Here is a 17096-nt window from a genome sequence, read left to right as displayed (position 1 = left end):
GAGGGAACAATGGGAGGACGTGTGGTCCTGGGAGTTCTGGCCCGATCTCTGATGGGCGCGATCGGCCTCATCGCCGCCGCAACCGCCGCCAGCGCGGCGGATCCGGTCGACATCGCGATCGGCTATCTCGGCCGCGCGAGCGTGCCGCAGACCTTGTCGCCGCTCGACCAGCCTGCGGCCGATGATGGCGTGGCCGGCGCGAGGCTCGCGATCGAGGACAACAACACCACCGGCAAGTTCCTCAACCAGCGCTTCACTTTGATCGACCGCCGCGTAAAGGATGACGAGGACGCCGCGCAGGCCGCCAATGAGCTCGCCGGCAAGACGGGATTCGTCCTCGTGGACCTGCCGGCGGATGCGGTGCTGAAGGTCGCAGATGCGTTGCGGGGCCGCGGCGTCACCCTGCTCAATGTCGGCGCCACCGACGACCGCCTGCGTGAGCAGGACTGCCGCGCCAACGTCATCCATGTCGCACCGACGCGCTCGATGCTGGCCGACGGCCTGGCGCAATATCTGGTCTGGAAGCAGTGGAAGCGCTGGCTGCTCGTCACCGGCTCGCACGACAGCGACAGACTGTTCGCCGACGCGCTGCGCCGCGCCGCCACCCGCTTCGGCGCCAAGATCGTCGAGGAGCGGACCTTCGAGGACACCGGCGGCGCGCGCCGCACCGACAGCGGCGTGACCTTGATCCAGCGCCAGATGCCGGTGTTCACGCAGAAGGCGCCGGCCTATGACGTGCTGGTCACCGCCGACGAGAGCGAGGTGTTCGCCAACTATCTGCCCTACCGCACCTGGGATCCGCGCCCCGTCGCGGGCTCCGCCGGCCTGCGGCCGACGAGTTGGGATCCGGCGCAGGACCAGTGGGGGGCGACGCAGTTGCAGAACCGCTTCATGAAGCTCGCCTCGCGCCGCATGGACGCCTTGGACATGCAGGCCTGGATGGCCGTGCGCATGGTCGGCGAGGCCGCCTCGCGCACCAACTCCGGCGACGCCAAGACGATGACCGACTACCTCAAGGGCCCGAACTTCACCATCGCCGCCTTCAAGGGCACCCGCCTCTCCCTGCGCGACTGGAACCTGCAGCTCCGCCAGCCGATCCTGCTGGCCGACGGCCGCATGATCGTCTCGGTCTCCCCGCAGGAGGGCTTCCTGCACCAGGTCTCCGAACTCGACACCCTCGGTGTCGACCGCCCCGAAACCAAGTGCAAGCTGCAATGATGTCGGATCGAACCATGCTGATGAGAATGCCTAGTCCGACATGCCGGGCCGACATGCGTGCTGGTGTGGAGCCTTCCGCACACGCGCGTCCCGAAGGGCGATCGCAGCTTTGCAAGCGCTTCGGCACAGCAGTCAGCCTGCTCATCGCCGCACTCGTCATGGCCCATGCAGCCCCCGCCTCCGCCTACGTCGCCTTCGTCTCCAACGAGAAGGGCAACACCGTCTCCGTCATCGACACCGACACCTGGACGGTCACCAAGACCATCAAGGTCGGCCAGCGGCCGCGCGGCATCGCGTTCACGCGCGACGGCAAGTTCGTGATGGTGGCGGTCGGCGACGACGACACCATCCAGGTGATCGATGCCAAGAAGATGGAGGTGGTGGATACCCTGCCCTCCGGCCCCGATCCCGAATTGTTCGCGCAGGACGCCGCCGGCAAGACGCTCTATGTCGCCAACGAGAACGACAACACGGTCACGGTGCTCGACCTCGAGAAGCGCGTCCGCATCGGCGACGTCCAGGTCGGCGTCGAGCCCGAGGGCATGATGCTCAGCCCGGACGGCAAGATCCTGATCTGCACCTCCGAAACCACCAACATGGCGCATTTCATCGACACGGCGACCCGCAAGATCGTCGCCAACGTGCTGGTCGATGCGCGGCCGCGCTTTGCCGAGTTCAAGAGCGACGGCTCGGAGCTGTGGGTCTCGGCCGAGATTGGCGGCACCGTCTCGATCATCGACCCCGCCAAGCGCGAGGTCACCGGCAAGATCAAGTTCGCCGTGCCCGGCCTGCGCAGCGAGGCGATCCAGCCGGTCGGAATCGCCCTGACCAAGGACGGCAAGACCGGCTTCGTCGCGCTCGGCCCCGCCAATCGCGTCGCCATCGTCGACGGCACCACCCACGAGGTGAAGAAATATCTCCTGGTCGGCCAGCGCGTCTGGCACATGGAGTTCACGCCGGATGAGAAATATCTTCTGGTCACCAACGGCGTCTCCAACGATGTCTCGGTGATCGACGTCGCCGCGCAGAAGGTGATCAAGACCATCCAGGTCGGCGAGCTGCCCTGGGGCATCACGATTGCACAGCCATGACGACGCAGAACGCACCCGCTCTCGACGCCACAGGCGCCACCCCGCAGCCGGCCTCCGACCAAGTGCCGGCGCTGTCGGTCGCCGGCGTCAGCCATTCCTACGGCGCACGCAAGGCGCTCAACGACGTCAGCTTCGCCGTCCAGCCTGCGAGCTTCACCGCCCTGCTCGGTCTCAACGGCGCCGGCAAGAGCACGCTGTTCTCGCTCATCACCCGACTGTTCGCGGTGCAGACCGGCCAGATCGGCATTTTCGGCCATGACATCGGCCGCACGCCGGGCGAGGCGCTGCGGCTGCTCGGCGTCGTGTTCCAGCCGCGCACGCTCGACCTCGATCTGTCGCTGACGCAGAACCTGCTCTACCACGCCGCGCTGCACGGCATCTCGCGCCGCGAGGCCCGCGCGCGCAGCGAGGAGCTGCTGGCGCGCATCGGCCTCGCCGACCGCGCCGGCAGCAAGGTGCGCGACCTCTCCGGCGGCCAGATGCGCCGGCTGGAGATTGCTCGCGCCCTGCTGCACCGGCCGCGCCTCTTGCTGCTCGACGAGGCCACCGTCGGCCTCGACGTCAAGGCCCGCGCCGACATCGTCGGTCACGTCCGTCAGCTCGTCGCCGAGCAAGGCATCGGCGTGCTCTGGGCGACGCATCTGTTCGACGAGATCGCGGCGACCGACGATCTCGTCGTGCTGCATCAGGGCCGCGTGCTGGCGCGCGGGCCCGTCCCGCAGGTCATCGCCGAGGCCGGTGCGACCGACGTCAACGCGGCGTTCGCGCGGCTGACGACCCAGGCCAGTCCGGCGCGGAGCTCCGAGCCATGACCGTCACCACCGTGCACGCGCCCACACCCACACGCAGCGGCTTTTCGGCCGGCGAATACATCACCTGCCTCACCGGCATCGTCTGGCGCGAGGGCCTGCGCTTCCTGCATCAGCGCGAGCGCTTCGTCTCGGCGCTGGTACGGCCGCTGGTCTGGCTGTTCATCTTCGCCGCCGGCTTCCGCCAGGTGCTGGGCATCTCGATCATCCCGCCCTACGAGACCTATATCCCCTACGAGGTCTATATCGCGCCCGGCCTGATGGCGATGATCCAGTTGTTCAACGGCATGCAGTCGTCGCTGTCGATGGTCTACGACCGCGAGATGGGCAACATGCGCACCTTGCTGGTGAGCCCGCTGCCGCGCGGCTATCTGCTGTTCTGCAAGCTGCTCGCCGGCACCGCCGTCTCGGTGCTGCAAGTCTATGCGTTTCTCGCCATCGCCTGGTTCTGGGACATCACCCCGCCGCCGATGGGCTATCTGACGGTGCTGCCGGCGCTGATCCTGTCCGGCCTGATGCTCGGCGCGCTGGGCATGCTGATTTCCTCCGGCATCAAGCAGCTCGAGAATTTCGCCGGCGTCATGAACTTCGTGATCTTCCCGATGTTCTTCGCCTCATCGGCGCTCTACCCGCTCTGGCGGGTCGAGGAAGGCAGTCCCTGGCTGGCTTATCTCTGCGAAGCCAATCCCTTCACCCACGCGGTCGAGCTCATCCGCTTCGCGCTATATGGCAAGCTGAACTGGGTTTCGCTCGCGGTGGTCGGCGGCTGCACCGCCGTCTTCATGATCGGCGCGATCCTGGCCTACGATCCGTCGCGGGGGTTTGTCAGGCGCGGTCCCGGAGGCGAGGCATGAGGTTCAGAACGACACTGGCGGCCGTCGCCATCGCTGCGTCGGCAGGTGCTGCGCAGGCCGCCGATCCGCGCTATCCGGATTGGCCCTGCCCGCAGGCCAAGGTGCCGGAGATCTCGATCGCCGCCGTGTGGTCCGGCCCGCCGATCGACGATGTCGGCGCGAGCTGGAAGGAGGATGCGAAGGTGGCCGAGCTCGTCGCCAAGCTTGCCGCGCGCCGTATCCCGCTGGAGCAGGCCCAGAAGGACGTCGCCGATTTCCTCACCGGTACGGCCGAGGAGAAGACACGCAAGGGCAAGCTGCTGTTCGCGGGGCTGTTCGACACGCTGAACGCGCAGCGGACATCGGTGATGAACGGCCTCGAGCGCGTCATGCGCAAGCAGCGCGAGGCGGTCGACAAGGTGCGCGGCGACACCATCGCGCTGCAGGAGATGCACAGCGGCCCCAACCCGGATCAGGCCAAGGTCGAGGAGATGACCAACCAGTTGAACTGGGAGACGCGCATCTTCGAGGACCGGCGTCGCGTGATGAAGTTCGTCTGCGAGGTCCCGACCGCGATCGACCAGCGCCTGTTCGCCCTGGCGCGCGAGATCCAGCAGGACATGGAGTAGCTGATTTGATGCGCTACCGCCGCCCTCTCCGCTCACTCCTCAGGCCGCGGCTCGGGCTGCGTCTGCTGCAGCGGCAGGTCGGCGCGGCTCCAGGCGTCGGTCCCGTCCGGATACCACGCGACGTTGCGGTAGCCATAGGTCAGCGCGCGCTTGGCGGCATTCCACGACATCCAGCAGTCCTCGAGGCAGTAGAACACGAGCAGACGACTCAAATCGCCCTCGGAAGCGCGGGCAAGGCCGCGCTTCAGATAGTCCTCGGTCTGGGGCGCCAGCACCCCGTAGCCGGTGTCGGGCAGCCAGATGCTGCCGGGAATGTCCAGGCGCGGCTGATCGCGCCACACCGTCCCGGCCGGCAGGTTCTTCGGCTTGGGCGGCCGCGGCAACACATCGACGAAGACGGCGGACTTCGCGCGCCAGATCGCCTCGGTCTCCCGCGTCGACAGCACGCGCGCTCCGCTCAGGGTCGTCGGCACCGGCGCGCGATAGTTCTCGGTGCGATAGCTGTCCGGCTCCGGCACGAGATCATCGGCCCGCACCGCCACGGCGATCAGCAGCACGCCTGCCAATGCCGCAGCGCTGAGCCGACCGATCATGGCTTCGCCGCAGCCTCGGCGGTGATCAGATGATTGCTCTCGTCCAGCAGCGGCACCCCGAAGTCCAGCAGGATCTTGTTGATCTCCCCCTGGTTCTCCTGGATCAGCTTGTTGAGCTGACGGCGCCAGTTCTGGTCCGCGCCACGAACACCCATGGCGATGCGATAGATCAGCTTCGGCCCGCTGGTCTCCTTCACCAGCGGCGTGACATGCAGTTGCGGGCTCGCCTGCTTGGCATAGTAGCCGGCCATCGGCCCCCACAGCACGCCGGCATCGATCTCGCCGGACTTCAGATCGTTGATCATCGCCTCTGCCGAGGAATCGACGCGGGTGTCGATCATCAGCGGATAGGGCTTTGCGGTCGGCATCAGCCCGGCCAGCGCCATGTTGGTTGCCGGCGGCGTGCCCGCCACGATGCCGATGTGCTTGCCCTTGAGCTTGGCATCCTCCAGCGTCGTCACATCGGCAAGATCGGAGCCCGGCTTGGTCACGATCGCATAGGCCGTCCGGTAATAGGGACTGGTGCTCTGCACCAGGTCGTCCCCTTGGGGAAAGCCCATGATCACGTCGCAACGGTGCGAGCCGAGCGTCATGCGCACGAATCCGGTGGCCTGCGGGAAGAACGTGTAGTCCACCTTCTTCTGCAGCTTGGCGGCAAAGAGCTCGGCCAGCTTGTTCTCGAAGCCGTCGCCCTTCTCGTTCGAGAACGGCAGGTTGCGCGGATCGGCGCAGACCCTGAGCACCTTGGGATCGACCAGCTCGATCGACAGGTCCAGGCCATCATTGCTCTGCGCGAAAGCGGCGGCCGGCCCGAGCAGAGTGAGCCCCGCGGCAACGGCCAGCGAGCAGGCAAGGTTGTGACGCTTCGTCATCCGTATTTCCATCCCTATCGAACGCATTGTGGTACTTTTGAAAATGCTAGGCCGCCGGCCGCTCCGGTGCAACAGCCGGCGTCATCGCGAAGAGTTGACCCATTGCTGCACCGCAACGTCCATCGCCTGACGCTCACCTCTCACGCGAGCAAGGCAAGCCGATGGTGAGACAACTGATCATCGCGATCACCGCCTGGGGGGCGCTGGCGCTCGGCAGCGCCGCTCTTGCCATGCCGCCGGAACTCGAGGTCAGCGAGATCGCGCCCGGCGTGTTCGTTCACGTCGGCCAGACCGCGCTGATGAACGCGGCGAACGAGGGCGCCATCGCCAATGTCGGTTTCATCGTCGGCAACGACGCGGTCGCCGTGATCGACACCGGCGGCAGCGTCCGCGAAGGCCGCGCGCTGCTGGCAGCGGTCCGCGCCCGTACCGCCAAGCCCGTGCGCTACGTCATCAACACCCACGCCCACCCGGATCACGCATTCGGCAACGCGGCATTCGAGGGCGACGGCACGCGCTTCGTCGGCGCCAAGAACCTGCCGCGCGCGCTTGCCTTGCGCGGACCGCACTACATCGAGGCGTTCCGGCGCCTGATGGGCGCCGAGCTGATCGACGAGGTCCGTCTCGTCGCCCCGTCGATCCTCGTGGACGACGAGATGATGCTCGACCTCGGCGGCCGTACCCTCACGCTCAAGGCCTGGAGCACCGCGCATAGCGACTGCGACCTGTCCGTCTATGATGACCGGAGCCGGGTCTTGTTCGCCGGCGATCTCGTATTCCTGCGTCACATCCCGGTGATGGATGGCAGCCTGCGCGGCTGGATCGCCGACATGGCCGCGCTCGCGACCATCCCGGCCGAGCGCGTCGTTCCCGGCCATGGCCCTGTCAGCCCGTGGCCACTGGCGCTCAGTGACGAGCGTCGCTACCTCGACACATTGGCCCACGACGTTCGCGGGCTGATCAAGGCAGGCAGGCCGATCGCGGACGCCGCTGGGGCGGCAGGATCGGAGCGCGGCAAATGGGAGCTGTTCGACGACTACAATGCCCGCAACGCAACGGCGGCGTTCTCGGAAATGGAATGGGAATGAGGGCGGCGACGCGCTATGATCGTTAATTCACCCGACTGCCCGAGGAGGAATGCGCCATGATCCGGCTCCACCTGCCGTCCACCCTGCTTCTCGGGGCATGCCTCGCGCTTGCCTTCGCACCTGCGAAGGCCGCTGATGGTTACGATCCCTGGCCGGGACTGGTCCAGGACATCTTCAACAACAAGGCGATGCAGGACGGCACCAATGTGCTGTCGATCGAGATGCCGACGCGCGCCGAGGATGCCTCGGTCGTTCCGGTCACCCTGCGCAGCAAGCTGTCGCCCGCCGACGAGCGCCGTATCAAGACCATCACGCTGGTGATCGACCAGAATCCCGCGCCGATGGCGGCCAAGTTCACGCTCGGCGCGGACGCCAATGTGACCGCGATCTCGACGCGGGTCCGCGTCAACAACTACACGGATGTGCATGCCGTGGCCGAGCTGACGGATGGTCAGCTCTATGTGGTCAAGACCTTCGTCAAGGCGTCCGGAGGCTGTTCGGCGCCGGCGGCGAAGAATCCGGACGAGGCCAAGGCGCGCATCGGCCAGATGCGCTACCGGCAGTTCACGCAGAGCAGCGACGGCGCCACGAGCGGCATCCGCGAAGCGCAGGTCATGGTCGGGCATCCCAACAATTCCGGGCTCCAGATGGATCAGGTGACGCAGCTCTACATTCCGGCCTTCTTCATCGACCGGCTGACGCTGTCGCAGGACGGCAGTCTGGTGCTGTCGGTCGAAGGAGGCATCTCGATCTCTGAGGATCCCAACATCCGCTTCACCTACGTGTCGAACGGCGCCAAGCAATTCCATGCGGAGGCAAAGGATACGCAGGGCCACGTGTTCGAGCACGATTGGCCGGCCGACGGTTCAGGAACTTGATGCGGCAGAGCGGCAGCGCTTCAGAAGCATCTCACTTCGGCTTCGGCCTGCGCCCGGCGGAGATCGTTCAGCGCGTTGGCGGCCTGCTCGGACGTGCGGAACTGGGTGCCGAGATTGCTGTGCACCTGGGACATGCTGAGGACGGTCTCGGCCGTGACGTAGCGCTCATAGGGAATGATCGAAGCGATCACGTCGATCGAGCAGGAGCACTGCGCGATCGCCTCCCTGGTCTCGCCATTCGCCTTCATGCAGCCGAACACATATTCGGCCCGCGCCGAGGTCGGATAGTCGTTGAGCTCCTCGGCACGAGCCGGCCCGCACAGCGCAATCGTGGCAATGAGAGTGGCGACAATCGGTCCTACCGGAACAGCACTACGCATCACAGTCCTCCGCGGCATCGCAGCCGAAGCTATGCTAAGGGAATGAGGCTGAAAAGAACACCTCTCGAGGAAACGCAGACAGGCTCATGACGCAGATCGGTCGTTTGTTGATGGCGATTGTCGCCTGCGCCCTGCTGCCGGTCACGGCATGCTGCGCCGCCGAGACCGTCAAGGTTGCGGTGCAAAAGACCGGCACCTTCGCCTGGGAGCTGGCCGTGATCCGCGCCCGCCAGCTCGACAAGCAGGCGGATATCGCGATCGATGCGGTCGAGCTCGCGAGCCCGGAGGCCGGCAAGATCGCGCTGCGGGCCGGCAACGCCGACATCATGGTGTCGGACTGGCTGTGGGTGTCGCGCGAGCGTGCGCTCGGCGCCAAGCTCACCTTCTATCCCTATTCGAGCGCGCTCGGCGCCGTGATGGTGCCGGCGACCTCGCCGATCAAGACCCTTGCCGATCTGAAGGGACGCAAGCTCGCGGTGGCCGGCGGCCCGCTCGACAAGAGCTGGCTGCTGCTGCAGGCCACGCTCAAGCGCGACGGCGTCGATCTGAAATCGCAGGCGACGATCACCTACGGCGCGCCGCCGCTGCTGGCCGCCAAGCTGGCCGACGGCGAGATGGATGCGGGCTTGAACTACTGGAATTTCTGCGCGGCGCTGGAAGCCAAGGGCTTCCGCCGGCTTGCCGGCGTCGAGGACCTGCTGCCGCCGTTCGGCGCCAAGGGCCGCACCGCGATGATCGGCTATGTCTTCGACGAGGACTGGGCCGCCAAGCATCGCGATCTCGTCGCACGCTTCCTAACCGTCACGGCCAAGGCCAAGGAGATCCTGGCGACTTCCGACGCCGACTGGCAAACGATCGCCCCGCTGACCGGCGCACAGGACGACGCCACCTTGCGCGTCTATCGCGACCGCTATCGCGAAGGTATTCCGCGCCGGCCGGTGGCCGAGGAAGAGGCCGACGCCCGCGTTCTCTACGGCGTGCTCGCCTCGATCGGCGGCCGCGATCTGGTCGGCCCCGCGGCTGAGCTCAGTCCCGGCACCTACTACAGGGCGGATGCGAGGGATTAGTGCTGCGGCTGTTGTCCTTTGCGCTTCTGCTCGCCACCTGGTGGATTGCCGCGGCTGTCGCCGGCAGCGCCAAGCTGCCATTGCCATCGGCCGTGCTCGCGGTTGCGGTGGCGGAAGCGCGGTCCGGCGCGCTGTTTCTGCATCTCGGCGCAACGCTCGCCCGCGTCGCCCTCGCTTTCACTCTGTCAATGGCACTCGGCTCGGCGATCGGCTTTCTGATGGGGCGCAGCCAGCTCGCCAACCGCCTCGGCGATCCCTGGCTGATCCTGCTGCTCAATCTGCCCGCGCTGGTGGTGATCGTGCTCGCCTATATCTGGGCTGGTCTCACCGAGGTCGCTGCGATCGCGGCGATCGCGATCAACAAGCTGCCGACCGCCGTCGTCACCTTGCGCGAAGGCGCCCGCGCGCTCGATCCATCGCTCGACGAGATGGCCAAGGTGTTTGCCTTTTCGCGCGGACGCATCCTCCGCCACGTCCTGCTGCCGCAGCTTGCGCCCTATATTGCGGCGGCCGCGCGCTCCGGCCTGTCATTGGTGTGGAAGATCGTGCTGGTCGCCGAGTTGCTCGGGAGGCCCAACGGCATCGGCTTCGAGATCGGCGTCGCCTTCCAGCTGTTCGACATTCCGCTGCTGCTCGCCTACTCGCTCAGCTTTGCTGCCGTGGTGCTGGTGATCGAGGCCGTTATCGTCCAGCCGTTCGAGCAGCGTGCATCGAGGTGGCGGCTCCGTGCGGCTTGAGGTCGATATCAGGTCCAAGAGCTACACCAGCGCCGCCAATGGCAAGCGCCAGGAGGTGATTGCTGGCATTGCCTTTTCGCTGGAGCGGGGCGAGGTCGGCGTCGTCGTCGGCCCCTCCGGCTGCGGCAAGAGCACGATGCTGCGGATCCTCGCCGGTCTGGACAACGACTATCAGGGCCATGTATCGCGGCCCGAGGGAGCCCGGCTGGCAATGGTGTTCCAGGAGCCGCGGCTGCTGCCGTGGCGATCCGTCGAGGCCAACGTCCGGCTGGCAGCGCCCGGTGTCGCGGAGGACAGGCTGGCCGCCATCTTCGGCGTGCTCGAGCTCGAGGGACATCGCAGCCATTTTCCAGGCGAGTTGTCGCTCGGCCTCGCCCGCCGTGTCGCGCTGGCGCGCGCCTTTGCGGTCGAGCCGGATTTCCTGATTCTCGACGAGCCGCTGGCTTCGCTCGACGACGCGCTCGCCGCGCGGCTGCGCGAGGAGATCGCGACGCTCGTGGCCTCGCGCCCCATGATCACGCTGCTGGTCACCCACAGCATGGACGACGCGGCACGGCTCGGCGACCGGATCTTCCTGCTGTCCTCACGCCCTGCCCGTCTGCTTCATTCAGTCCCGATCGACCTGCCGCGCGCGCAGCGCAACAACGACGTGGTCGCGGTAATCAAGGCCGATGTGGCGCGACTGGATTTTTCCGTGTCATAGTCATGGCAAAGGACATCGGACCCCAGGGAAAACGCCATGAGACGCGCATCCGCCGTGACGGCGATCATTCTGTTCGGCATCCCGCTCGCGGCCGCCGCACAAAGCAAAGGCATCCGGCTCTGGAATCTGACCACCGCAACGATGACCGGCTTTCAGCTCTCGCCGGCCGGCCAGAACAATTGGGGACCGAATCAGATGCTGAACGACAAGGACAAGGAGCTCGATCACGACGAACGGCTGAAGCTCACTGGAGTCGAGCCTGGGCGCTACGACGCCAAGGTGAGCTATGCCGGCGAGCGGCAGTGCATTGTTCGCGGCCTCGAGATCAAGGCCGACGCCGTAGTTTCGGTCGCCGACAAGGACCTCAAGGAGTGCACGAAGTAAGCAGCCAGCGTGCCGACGGCCAAGCCGGCCTCAGGCCTTGTCGTTGCTGTGGGGATATTCGCAGCGCCATCGCACTGCAGTCCATTTCGGGTGCTCGCCGATCCACTGGGCGATGTAGGGCGGCGCCTTCATCGCGCATTGCTGCAGCGAGGCACCGCCATCCGCGAAAACGAGATGCTGCTCCTCGCAGGTGGCCGGAGACAGGACTGCGCAGACGGTGATGACGAGATCGATGGAGCTCATGGCTCGTTGTCCTTCGATAAGCCTGAAACAGCTTATCTGAAACTACGACATCCGGCTGCATCAGTTTCTCCTCGCGCAACAAATTATGCAGCGGAACCAAGGCTGGAACGACTATCCCTGGGCGAAGCCGCCCCTGACGCTTGATCCGAACCGGCAGATCGGCTGCAATGGAAGCGGTCGATCGACCTCAAAAGAGCGAATGCGGAGGAAGCAGATGCCCAAGGTTCTCGTACTCTACAAGACCCCCAAGAGCGCCGAGGCGTTCGACAAACACTATATGAACGTCCATGTGCCGCTGGCGAAGAAGATTCCCGGTCTGAAGAGCTACGATATCAGCCGGGGCCCGGTGAATGGGCCGGCGGGAGCCACCAACATCCACCTCGTTGCCACCCTGATATTCGATTCGATGCAGGCGCTGCAGGCGGGAATGGGCTCTGCCGAAGGCAAGGCGGCGGCGGGCGATCTGCCCAACTTCGCCGATGGCGGCGTCGACCTGTATATCTTCGACACGCAGGACGTTTGATCGTCACCAACGTTCGGCGGTGTGCCCGTCATACCCGATCGGCCGAGAGGCCGGTCGCCGGGACGATCTCGCGGACCGTCCATCGAATGGATCCGCCAAGCCAGTCAGAAGCGAATTGCGCTCCTCGTGGCTTGGCAGATCGCTACGCGTTACTTGCGCGCAGCACAGGCGTACATGTTGATTTCCATGCCAACCGGCACTTCGACGATCTTCGGTGTCTTCCAGGCCATTTCAAGCTCCCAAGTTCGACTATCATTGACTGACGCATTGCTCGCGCCAACATCGAAGCTAGGACCGCATCGGGGGGAACGCAAGGCTCCACAACCGTGGAGCATTTCCCCAGCGGTTGTCGATCGATTGAATGAAACAAAATCCAGCCGCCTGGCTGGACGCCGTTCCGCCTCAATCCTCGTAGGACGTTGCCCCTGAGCGGGACGGCATCTTCCCTCACGCACCGCCCGGCTGCACGTAGCAGAACACATACCGATTGCGGCTTAGGAAGATGATGCCGTGCCCCGTCGGATTTCCCCTGTCCCACTTCAGCTTGTGATCGGGGACCTCGATCTCGGTACCGACATCGATATGCGGGCGGCCACGCGGCTCATCGGGACGGTCATCGGTAATGATGACATAGGTCTTGCCGTCGCGGACATGGATCTCATCGGCAAAGTAGGCGTCGGCCTCACCGCAGCACGATGCCGTCGGCACGTCAGGCTGCATCAGCGCCTCGTACCATTGACGCAATGCAGGATCGACCGCTCCCCACTGACCGAGATCACGCGCACTCGCACTCACCCAAAGGCAACAAAGCATGCCGAGCCAAAGGATGGTTCGTCTCATCCGCCTACTCCTCTGTTATCCCGGCATGATGCGGCGAAGCAATGTTTGTGCCGCAACGCAACATCGGAGCGGTGCGATCATGCCGACCCAGATCCGCGAGCAGAGACAACGGGGATCGGCTGCTCTGTCCCGATCGAACGAGGACGGCTTCCCGATGCGCAGAGGGCGGTTGCCACCTTTTCGTATTGACGGTTCCCGATTTCGAGCGGAGTGTTGTGCCCGCAGCGTCAGGATAGGCGCGCATAAAAATCTCGGAGGAAATGAATGAAGCGGATCGCGCTGGCCGCAGGCCTCGCTATTTTTGCATCACATGGTGCAAGCGCGCAGAGCGCCGATCAGTTGGTCAAGGGTGCAACTGATACGGCGAACGTTCTCAACTACGGCATGGGCTACAATCTGCAGCGGTTCAGCCCGCTCACCCAGATCAACAAGGACAACGCCAAGAACCTGGTGCCGGTCTGGAACTACAGTTTCGCCGATGACCGCAGTGAGGAGTCGCAGCCGCTGGTGTACCAGGGCGTGCTCTACGTCACGACCCACAATGCGACGATGGCCGTCGACGCCAAGACCGGCAAGCAGATCTGGAAAAGCAAGATCGACTATCCCGCCGAGACGCCGCGCGTGGTCTGTTGCGGCATCATCAATCGCGGCGCCGCGCTGTACGACGGCAAGGTGTTCCGGACCACGCTCGATGCCAACGTGATTGCGCTCGATGCCAAGACCGGCAAGGAGCTGTGGCGTCAGAAGGCCGCTGACATCAAGGAAGGCTACTCGATGACCGTCGCGCCGCTGGTCGCCGACGGCGTCGTACTGACTGGCATCTCCGGCGCCGAGTTCGGCACCCGCGGCTTCATCGATGGTTGGGATCCGGCGACGGGCAAGCATTTGTGGCGCACACACACGGTCCCAAGCCCGGATGAACCCGGCGGCGACACCTGGAAGGGCGACACCTGGAAGCTGGGCGGCGGCTCGACCTGGATCACCGGCTCCTACGATCCCGAGCAGAACACCGTGTTCTGGGGCGTCGGTAATCCCGGACCGTTCAACGCGGCGGTGCGCCCGGGCGACAACCTCTACACCTGCTCGGTGCTCGCGCTCGATCCGAAGACCGGCAAGATGAAGTGGCACTTCCAGTTCTCGCCGAACAATCCGTTCGACTACGACGCGGTCGCGGAGATGGTGCTCGCCGACATGAACGTCGAGGGTAAGCAGACCAAGGTGCTGATGAACGCCAACCGCAATGGCTTCTTCTATGTGCTCGATCGCACCAATGGGAAGCTGCTCGCGGCCAACCCCTATGTGAAGGTGAACTGGGCCTCCAGCATCGACCTGAAGACGGGCAAGCCCGTCGAGACCGATGTGACGCGCGATGCCCGCGAGGGCAAGAAGGTCACGGTCTATCCGTCGATTCTCGGCGGCAAGAACTGGGAGCCGATGTCGTTCAATCCGCAAACCGGGTTGGCCTACGCCAACACGCTCGTGTTCGGCGGCCACTACAAGACCGAGCCTGCGACCTACAAGGCCGGCGAGTGGTACCTGGGCATGGACCTGACGGATCTGTGGGATTGGCCGGAAGGGCCACGCGGTCAGCTCAAGGCCATCGATCCGATGACCGGCAAGACCAAGTGGGAGCAGCCGAGCGACATCCCGCGCTTCTCCGGCGTGCTGTCCACGGCAGGCGGCGTGGTGTTCTCGGGCAAGCTGACCGGCGAGTTCGAGGCTTTCGACGCCGACAGCGGCAAGAAGCTGTGGCAGTTCCAGACCGGCTCCGGCATCGAAGGCCAGCCCGTCACTTGGCAGCAGGATGGCGTGCAGTATGTCGCCGTCACCTCAGGCTACGGCGGCGTCTACTCACTGTTCTCCGGTGACGAGCGCCTCGCCAACGTTCCGGCAGGCGGCTCGCTGTGGGTCTTCGCGGTCAAGAACTGAGTGCGGATTGCCCGTGAGACAGAACATGTTCATGAAAGCGGCGGCGGCCTTCGCCGCCGTCGTGGCGATGTCGGCCGTCCTGTCGACGACTGCCCTCGCCCAACAACAAGATGGCAGCGCCGCACATAGCCAGGTGGACATCGGCAAGACGACGTTCGCTCAGAAGTGCTCGCACTGCCACGGCCCCAACATGGTGAACTCCGGCACGGTGACGCCCGACCTGCGTCGGTTTCCCGATGACCAGCCTCGTTTCGTCACCACGGTGAAGCAGGGCAAGAACGGTCGCATGCCGCCCTGGGGCGACATTCTCAGCGATGACGAGATCACCGCGCTGTGGGCCTATGTCTCGAGCCGGAGAGCGCAGTGATGCGCCATCTCTGCCGTTGGCTGACTGCCTTGATGATCTCGACAGTGTCGTCAGCCGCCTTAGCCGCTGACGACGTGCTGCGCATCTGCCTTGACGAAAATCTTCCGCCGCTCTCGGTCCATCATCGTGGCAAGCCCGGCAACGGTTTCGACGTCCTGCTCGGTCAGGCAATCGCCGACCGCCTTGGCAGAAAGCTCGAGATCCAGTGGTACGAAAGCAAATTGGACGAAGATTCCAGTCCAGCGCTGGAGGCGAACGCACTGCTCTCGGACGGACGCTGCTCGCTGCTCGGCAGCTATGCGTTCACCCAGGACGGATTGGTCGCGCCCGGCGTCAAGACAGCCAAGCTGCCGGACTTCGATGGCGCCACCCGCGACGACCGCCGCCGCCGCGTTCCGCTCGGCACGCTGATGCCGAGCAAGCCGTACATGTTCTCAACACTGACCGTCGTTCTCGGACCTTCCGCGAAACAGCGCCCGATTACCGACATCGGCGACCTGGCAGGGCTGCGGCTGGCAATCGAGAGCGGTACGTTGGCGGATGCAATCCTGATGACGTTCGACAAGGGACGGCTGATCGACGACATCACGCATTTGATTCCCACGCGGGATGATCTGCTCGGGGCGCTCGAACAGGGCAAGTTCGATGCGACCCTGCTCGATGGCAGACGTTTCGATGCGTATCGGGCGGCTCATCCCGACACCAGGCTCGGCGGGTCGGGCTACAGCTATCCGATCGGCGTGAACCGCGGTTATGTCGGGCTGACCAGTTCGGCCGAACTCATCGCATCGGTCGACAAGGCCTTGACGGAACTCGACGCCTCCGGGGCCCTGCCTAATCTCGGTCGGTCCGCCGGACTGACCTATCTTCCACCGCGCGAGCCGGTGATTCTCGGTGATGCATTCCAGAGGATCATCCGGAGCGGCGCACGCTAGCGCGGCTACCTCACGACCGCTCAGCGGGCCGCAGTCTTATGAACCGACGACGGCACGACGCCGAAATATTTGCGGAAGACACGGCTGAAGTGCGACGAACTCGAAAAACCCCACGAGAACGCGACATCAGTGATGGTCTTGCCGCTCTGCGTCTCCAGCTCCTGCCGGCAATGCTGAAGCCGGGCCCGCCAGATGTAGTCGCTGACCGTCATGCCACGATCGCTGAACACCATGTGAAGGTAGCGCTTGGTGCACCCCAGAGCCGCCGAAATCTGATCGATGCACAGATCGGGATCGCGCAGATGCTCGCGGATGAAGGCTTGAGCGCGGATATAGACCGCCTCGGGTCCCGCCCGATCCAGCATTCGATCGGCTTCACGCAGCGGCAACAGCAACAGATCGATGAGCGATTCGGCGACGCTGACAGCCGAGTTGGGCGAAAGCCGGGTCGCCTCATCGAACGCGGCATGGGTGACGTCATGCGCAATCCGACCGGTCCCGCTCCGCGCAGACAGCTTGTATGCAGGCATCTTTTCCGACCGGAAGCCGCGTTCCTGCAATAGCTCCTTCGGCACGATCACGACGTCATGGCGGGTCAGCGCGGGGCTGATGATGGTGTGCGGTAACGAGACGTCATAGGCGAGACAATCGCCCGGGCCGATCTCGATCTGGCGGCCATCCTGCTCGAAATAAGACGTTCCATAGGTCTGGAACAAGATCTTGATGTAGGGATGTGCGGCCTTTTGCGCACGCGCATAGGTATGCGCAATACGGTGCTGGCTGGCCTCGATCTGGCAGAGCTTCAGGCGCGACACCGTCGTGAAATTGATGCGCCCCTCGAATGAGGCGCCCTCCAGCGGATCGACATCGAAACGTCCGCACAGGTCGGTCAGTGCATCTGACCAACGCTGGATCTGGCTCTTCGGTGAGAATCCCGAAGTATTAAGCGAGCGGGTCGTGTCGGACATGTTTCATCC

At 64.9% G+C, this 17096-nt stretch carries 22 protein-coding genes; 15 read left to right on the top strand and 7 right to left on the bottom strand.

Annotated features, from left to right (window positions below):
- Positions 1-9 precede the first annotated feature (9 nt).
- From QW887_RS22610 to QW887_RS22590, 5 genes are all read left to right on the top strand, one after another.
- The gene (locus tag QW887_RS22610; protein WP_316195010.1) at positions 10-1218 is read left to right on the top strand and encodes an ABC transporter substrate-binding protein; all 1209 of its coding nucleotides are present in this window, start codon (positions 10-12) and stop codon (positions 1216-1218) included.
- Positions 1219-1376: 158 nt separating this feature from the next.
- Positions 1377-2309 (top strand): YVTN family beta-propeller repeat protein, encoded by a 933-nt coding sequence (locus QW887_RS22605; RefSeq protein ID WP_316191423.1) that lies wholly within the window; start codon positions 1377-1379, stop codon positions 2307-2309.
- Positions 2306-3121: an ABC transporter ATP-binding protein gene (locus QW887_RS22600; protein WP_315752817.1), complete on the top strand. Its 816-nt coding sequence runs from the start codon at positions 2306-2308 to the stop codon at positions 3119-3121. The genes QW887_RS22605 and QW887_RS22600 overlap by 4 nt, the downstream gene beginning before the upstream one ends.
- Positions 3118-3972 carry an ABC transporter permease gene (locus tag QW887_RS22595; protein ID WP_315825186.1) on the top strand — a complete coding sequence of 285 codons (855 nt, stop codon included), beginning with the start codon at positions 3118-3120 and terminating at the stop codon, positions 3970-3972. The genes QW887_RS22600 and QW887_RS22595 overlap by 4 nt, the downstream gene beginning before the upstream one ends.
- A complete protein-coding gene (locus tag QW887_RS22590) occupies positions 3969-4580 on the top strand; it encodes a hypothetical protein (RefSeq protein WP_316195008.1) in 612 nt (203 codons plus the stop codon). Before QW887_RS22595 ends, QW887_RS22590 begins: the two co-directional genes overlap by 4 nt.
- Positions 4581-4612: 32 nt before the next feature.
- Here QW887_RS22590 and QW887_RS22585 read toward each other — a convergent pair whose 3' ends face one another.
- On the bottom strand, positions 4613-5173 hold the full coding sequence (locus QW887_RS22585) for a PQQ-dependent catabolism-associated CXXCW motif protein (protein ID WP_316195006.1): 561 nt from the start codon (positions 5171-5173) through the stop codon (positions 4613-4615).
- Positions 5170-6045 (bottom strand): substrate-binding domain-containing protein, encoded by an 876-nt coding sequence (locus tag QW887_RS22580; RefSeq protein WP_315713192.1) that lies wholly within the window; start codon positions 6043-6045, stop codon positions 5170-5172. The genes QW887_RS22585 and QW887_RS22580 overlap by 4 nt, the downstream gene beginning before the upstream one ends.
- 161 nt (positions 6046-6206) lie before the next feature.
- Here QW887_RS22580 and QW887_RS22575 point away from each other — a divergent pair, with 161 nt between their 5' ends.
- Together QW887_RS22575 and QW887_RS22570 are read left to right on the top strand one after the other, a co-directional pair.
- Positions 6207-7133 carry a quinoprotein relay system zinc metallohydrolase 2 gene (locus QW887_RS22575; RefSeq protein WP_316195004.1) on the top strand — a complete coding sequence of 309 codons (927 nt, stop codon included), beginning with the start codon at positions 6207-6209 and terminating at the stop codon, positions 7131-7133.
- Positions 7134-7189: 56 nt separating this feature from the next.
- Complete coding sequence (locus tag QW887_RS22570) at positions 7190-8011, top strand: quinoprotein dehydrogenase-associated SoxYZ-like carrier (protein ID WP_316166054.1); 822 nt, start codon at positions 7190-7192, stop codon at positions 8009-8011.
- Positions 8012-8031: 20 nt separating this feature from the next.
- On the opposite strand, the gene QW887_RS22565 is transcribed toward QW887_RS22570, so the two are convergent.
- Positions 8032-8391: a hypothetical protein gene (locus tag QW887_RS22565; RefSeq protein WP_315713197.1), complete on the bottom strand. Its 360-nt coding sequence runs from the start codon at positions 8389-8391 to the stop codon at positions 8032-8034.
- Between the two features lie 86 nt (positions 8392-8477).
- Here QW887_RS22565 and QW887_RS22560 point away from each other — a divergent pair, with 86 nt between their 5' ends.
- Genes QW887_RS22560 through QW887_RS22545 form a run of 4 tightly spaced genes read left to right on the top strand, consistent with a single transcriptional unit; the run spans position 8478 to position 11282 of the window.
- On the top strand, positions 8478-9458 hold the full coding sequence (locus QW887_RS22560; RefSeq protein ID WP_315752810.1) for an ABC transporter substrate-binding protein: 981 nt from the start codon (positions 8478-8480) through the stop codon (positions 9456-9458).
- Positions 9458-10195, top strand: a complete 738-nt coding sequence (locus tag QW887_RS22555; protein ID WP_315741273.1) for an ABC transporter permease — start codon at positions 9458-9460, stop codon at positions 10193-10195. The genes QW887_RS22560 and QW887_RS22555 overlap by 1 nt, the downstream gene beginning before the upstream one ends.
- A complete protein-coding gene (locus QW887_RS22550) occupies positions 10185-10898 on the top strand; it encodes an ABC transporter ATP-binding protein (protein ID WP_315713203.1) in 714 nt (237 codons plus the stop codon). Before QW887_RS22555 ends, QW887_RS22550 begins: the two co-directional genes overlap by 11 nt.
- A gap of 36 nt (positions 10899-10934) precedes the next feature.
- Complete coding sequence (locus QW887_RS22545) at positions 10935-11282, top strand: hypothetical protein (RefSeq protein WP_316195002.1); 348 nt, start codon at positions 10935-10937, stop codon at positions 11280-11282.
- 30 nt (positions 11283-11312) lie between these two features.
- Here QW887_RS22545 and QW887_RS22540 read toward each other — a convergent pair whose 3' ends face one another.
- Positions 11313-11525 (bottom strand): hypothetical protein, encoded by a 213-nt coding sequence (locus tag QW887_RS22540; RefSeq protein WP_315713207.1) that lies wholly within the window; start codon positions 11523-11525, stop codon positions 11313-11315.
- Positions 11526-11739: 214 nt separating this feature from the next.
- Here QW887_RS22540 and QW887_RS22535 point away from each other — a divergent pair, with 214 nt between their 5' ends.
- A complete protein-coding gene (locus QW887_RS22535; RefSeq protein WP_315713209.1) occupies positions 11740-12048 on the top strand; it encodes an EthD family reductase in 309 nt (102 codons plus the stop codon).
- 149 nt (positions 12049-12197) lie between these two features.
- On the opposite strand, the gene pqqA is transcribed toward QW887_RS22535, so the two are convergent.
- Both pqqA and QW887_RS22525 read right to left on the bottom strand, forming a co-directional pair.
- Positions 12198-12278: a pyrroloquinoline quinone precursor peptide PqqA gene (pqqA, locus tag QW887_RS22530; RefSeq protein ID WP_009031067.1), complete on the bottom strand. Its 81-nt coding sequence runs from the start codon at positions 12276-12278 to the stop codon at positions 12198-12200.
- 217 nt (positions 12279-12495) lie between these two features.
- The gene (locus QW887_RS22525; protein WP_315713211.1) at positions 12496-12888 is read right to left on the bottom strand and encodes a hypothetical protein; all 393 of its coding nucleotides are present in this window, start codon (positions 12886-12888) and stop codon (positions 12496-12498) included.
- 264 nt (positions 12889-13152) lie between these two features.
- On the opposite strand from QW887_RS22525, the gene QW887_RS22520 reads away from it, so the two are divergent.
- The 3 genes from QW887_RS22520 to QW887_RS22510 are packed head-to-tail and all read left to right on the top strand — an operon-like array spanning position 13153 to position 16119.
- The gene (locus QW887_RS22520; protein WP_315752807.1) at positions 13153-14817 is read left to right on the top strand and encodes a methanol/ethanol family PQQ-dependent dehydrogenase; all 1665 of its coding nucleotides are present in this window, start codon (positions 13153-13155) and stop codon (positions 14815-14817) included.
- 25 nt (positions 14818-14842) lie between these two features.
- Positions 14843-15184 carry a cytochrome c gene (locus QW887_RS22515; RefSeq protein ID WP_315825195.1) on the top strand — a complete coding sequence of 114 codons (342 nt, stop codon included), beginning with the start codon at positions 14843-14845 and terminating at the stop codon, positions 15182-15184.
- Positions 15184-16119, top strand: a complete 936-nt coding sequence (locus QW887_RS22510) for a transporter substrate-binding domain-containing protein (protein WP_316169867.1) — start codon at positions 15184-15186, stop codon at positions 16117-16119. The genes QW887_RS22515 and QW887_RS22510 overlap by 1 nt, the downstream gene beginning before the upstream one ends.
- Before the next feature lie 20 nt (positions 16120-16139).
- Here QW887_RS22510 and QW887_RS22505 read toward each other — a convergent pair whose 3' ends face one another.
- On the bottom strand, positions 16140-17087 hold the full coding sequence (locus QW887_RS22505) for a helix-turn-helix domain-containing protein (RefSeq protein WP_316194999.1): 948 nt from the start codon (positions 17085-17087) through the stop codon (positions 16140-16142).
- Positions 17088-17096 lie beyond the last annotated feature (9 nt).

It is taken from the genome of Bradyrhizobium sp. SZCCHNRI3052 (assembly GCF_032484895.1).
In the GTDB taxonomy this organism is placed as follows: Bacteria; Pseudomonadota; Alphaproteobacteria; order Rhizobiales; family Xanthobacteraceae; genus Bradyrhizobium.
This window is presented reverse-complemented; position numbering and strand designations above follow the sequence as displayed.

Excerpts from the sequence above, each read along its gene's own strand:
- QW887_RS22540 (WP_315713207.1), bottom strand. The coding sequence starts at position 11,525 with ATGAGCTCCATCGATCTCGTCATCACCGTCTGCGCAGTCCTGTCTCCG.
- QW887_RS22575 (WP_316195004.1), top strand. The coding sequence starts at position 6,207 with ATGGTGAGACAACTGATCATCGCGATCACCGCCTGGGGGGCGCTGGCG.
- QW887_RS22515 (WP_315825195.1), top strand. The coding sequence starts at position 14,843 with ATGTTCATGAAAGCGGCGGCGGCCTTCGCCGCCGTCGTGGCGATGTCG.
- QW887_RS22565 (WP_315713197.1), bottom strand. The coding sequence starts at position 8,391 with ATGCGTAGTGCTGTTCCGGTAGGACCGATTGTCGCCACTCTCATTGCC.
- QW887_RS22560 (WP_315752810.1), top strand. The coding sequence starts at position 8,478 with ATGACGCAGATCGGTCGTTTGTTGATGGCGATTGTCGCCTGCGCCCTG.
- QW887_RS22535 (WP_315713209.1), top strand. The coding sequence starts at position 11,740 with ATGCCCAAGGTTCTCGTACTCTACAAGACCCCCAAGAGCGCCGAGGCG.
- QW887_RS22605 (WP_316191423.1), top strand. The coding sequence starts at position 1,377 with ATGGCCCATGCAGCCCCCGCCTCCGCCTACGTCGCCTTCGTCTCCAAC.
- QW887_RS22505 (WP_316194999.1), bottom strand. The coding sequence starts at position 17,087 with ATGTCCGACACGACCCGCTCGCTTAATACTTCGGGATTCTCACCGAAG.
- QW887_RS22510 (WP_316169867.1), top strand. The coding sequence starts at position 15,184 with ATGCGCCATCTCTGCCGTTGGCTGACTGCCTTGATGATCTCGACAGTG.
- QW887_RS22520 (WP_315752807.1), top strand. The coding sequence starts at position 13,153 with ATGAAGCGGATCGCGCTGGCCGCAGGCCTCGCTATTTTTGCATCACAT.
- QW887_RS22590 (WP_316195008.1), top strand. The coding sequence starts at position 3,969 with ATGAGGTTCAGAACGACACTGGCGGCCGTCGCCATCGCTGCGTCGGCA.
- pqqA (WP_009031067.1), bottom strand. The coding sequence starts at position 12,278 with ATGGCCTGGAAGACACCGAAGATCGTCGAAGTGCCGGTTGGCATGGAA.
- QW887_RS22580 (WP_315713192.1), bottom strand. The coding sequence starts at position 6,045 with ATGACGAAGCGTCACAACCTTGCCTGCTCGCTGGCCGTTGCCGCGGGG.
- QW887_RS22600 (WP_315752817.1), top strand. The coding sequence starts at position 2,306 with ATGACGACGCAGAACGCACCCGCTCTCGACGCCACAGGCGCCACCCCG.
- QW887_RS22595 (WP_315825186.1), top strand. The coding sequence starts at position 3,118 with ATGACCGTCACCACCGTGCACGCGCCCACACCCACACGCAGCGGCTTT.
- QW887_RS22545 (WP_316195002.1), top strand. The coding sequence starts at position 10,935 with ATGAGACGCGCATCCGCCGTGACGGCGATCATTCTGTTCGGCATCCCG.
- QW887_RS22610 (WP_316195010.1), top strand. The coding sequence starts at position 10 with ATGGGAGGACGTGTGGTCCTGGGAGTTCTGGCCCGATCTCTGATGGGC.
- QW887_RS22525 (WP_315713211.1), bottom strand. The coding sequence starts at position 12,888 with ATGAGACGAACCATCCTTTGGCTCGGCATGCTTTGTTGCCTTTGGGTG.
- QW887_RS22570 (WP_316166054.1), top strand. The coding sequence starts at position 7,190 with ATGATCCGGCTCCACCTGCCGTCCACCCTGCTTCTCGGGGCATGCCTC.
- QW887_RS22585 (WP_316195006.1), bottom strand. The coding sequence starts at position 5,173 with ATGATCGGTCGGCTCAGCGCTGCGGCATTGGCAGGCGTGCTGCTGATC.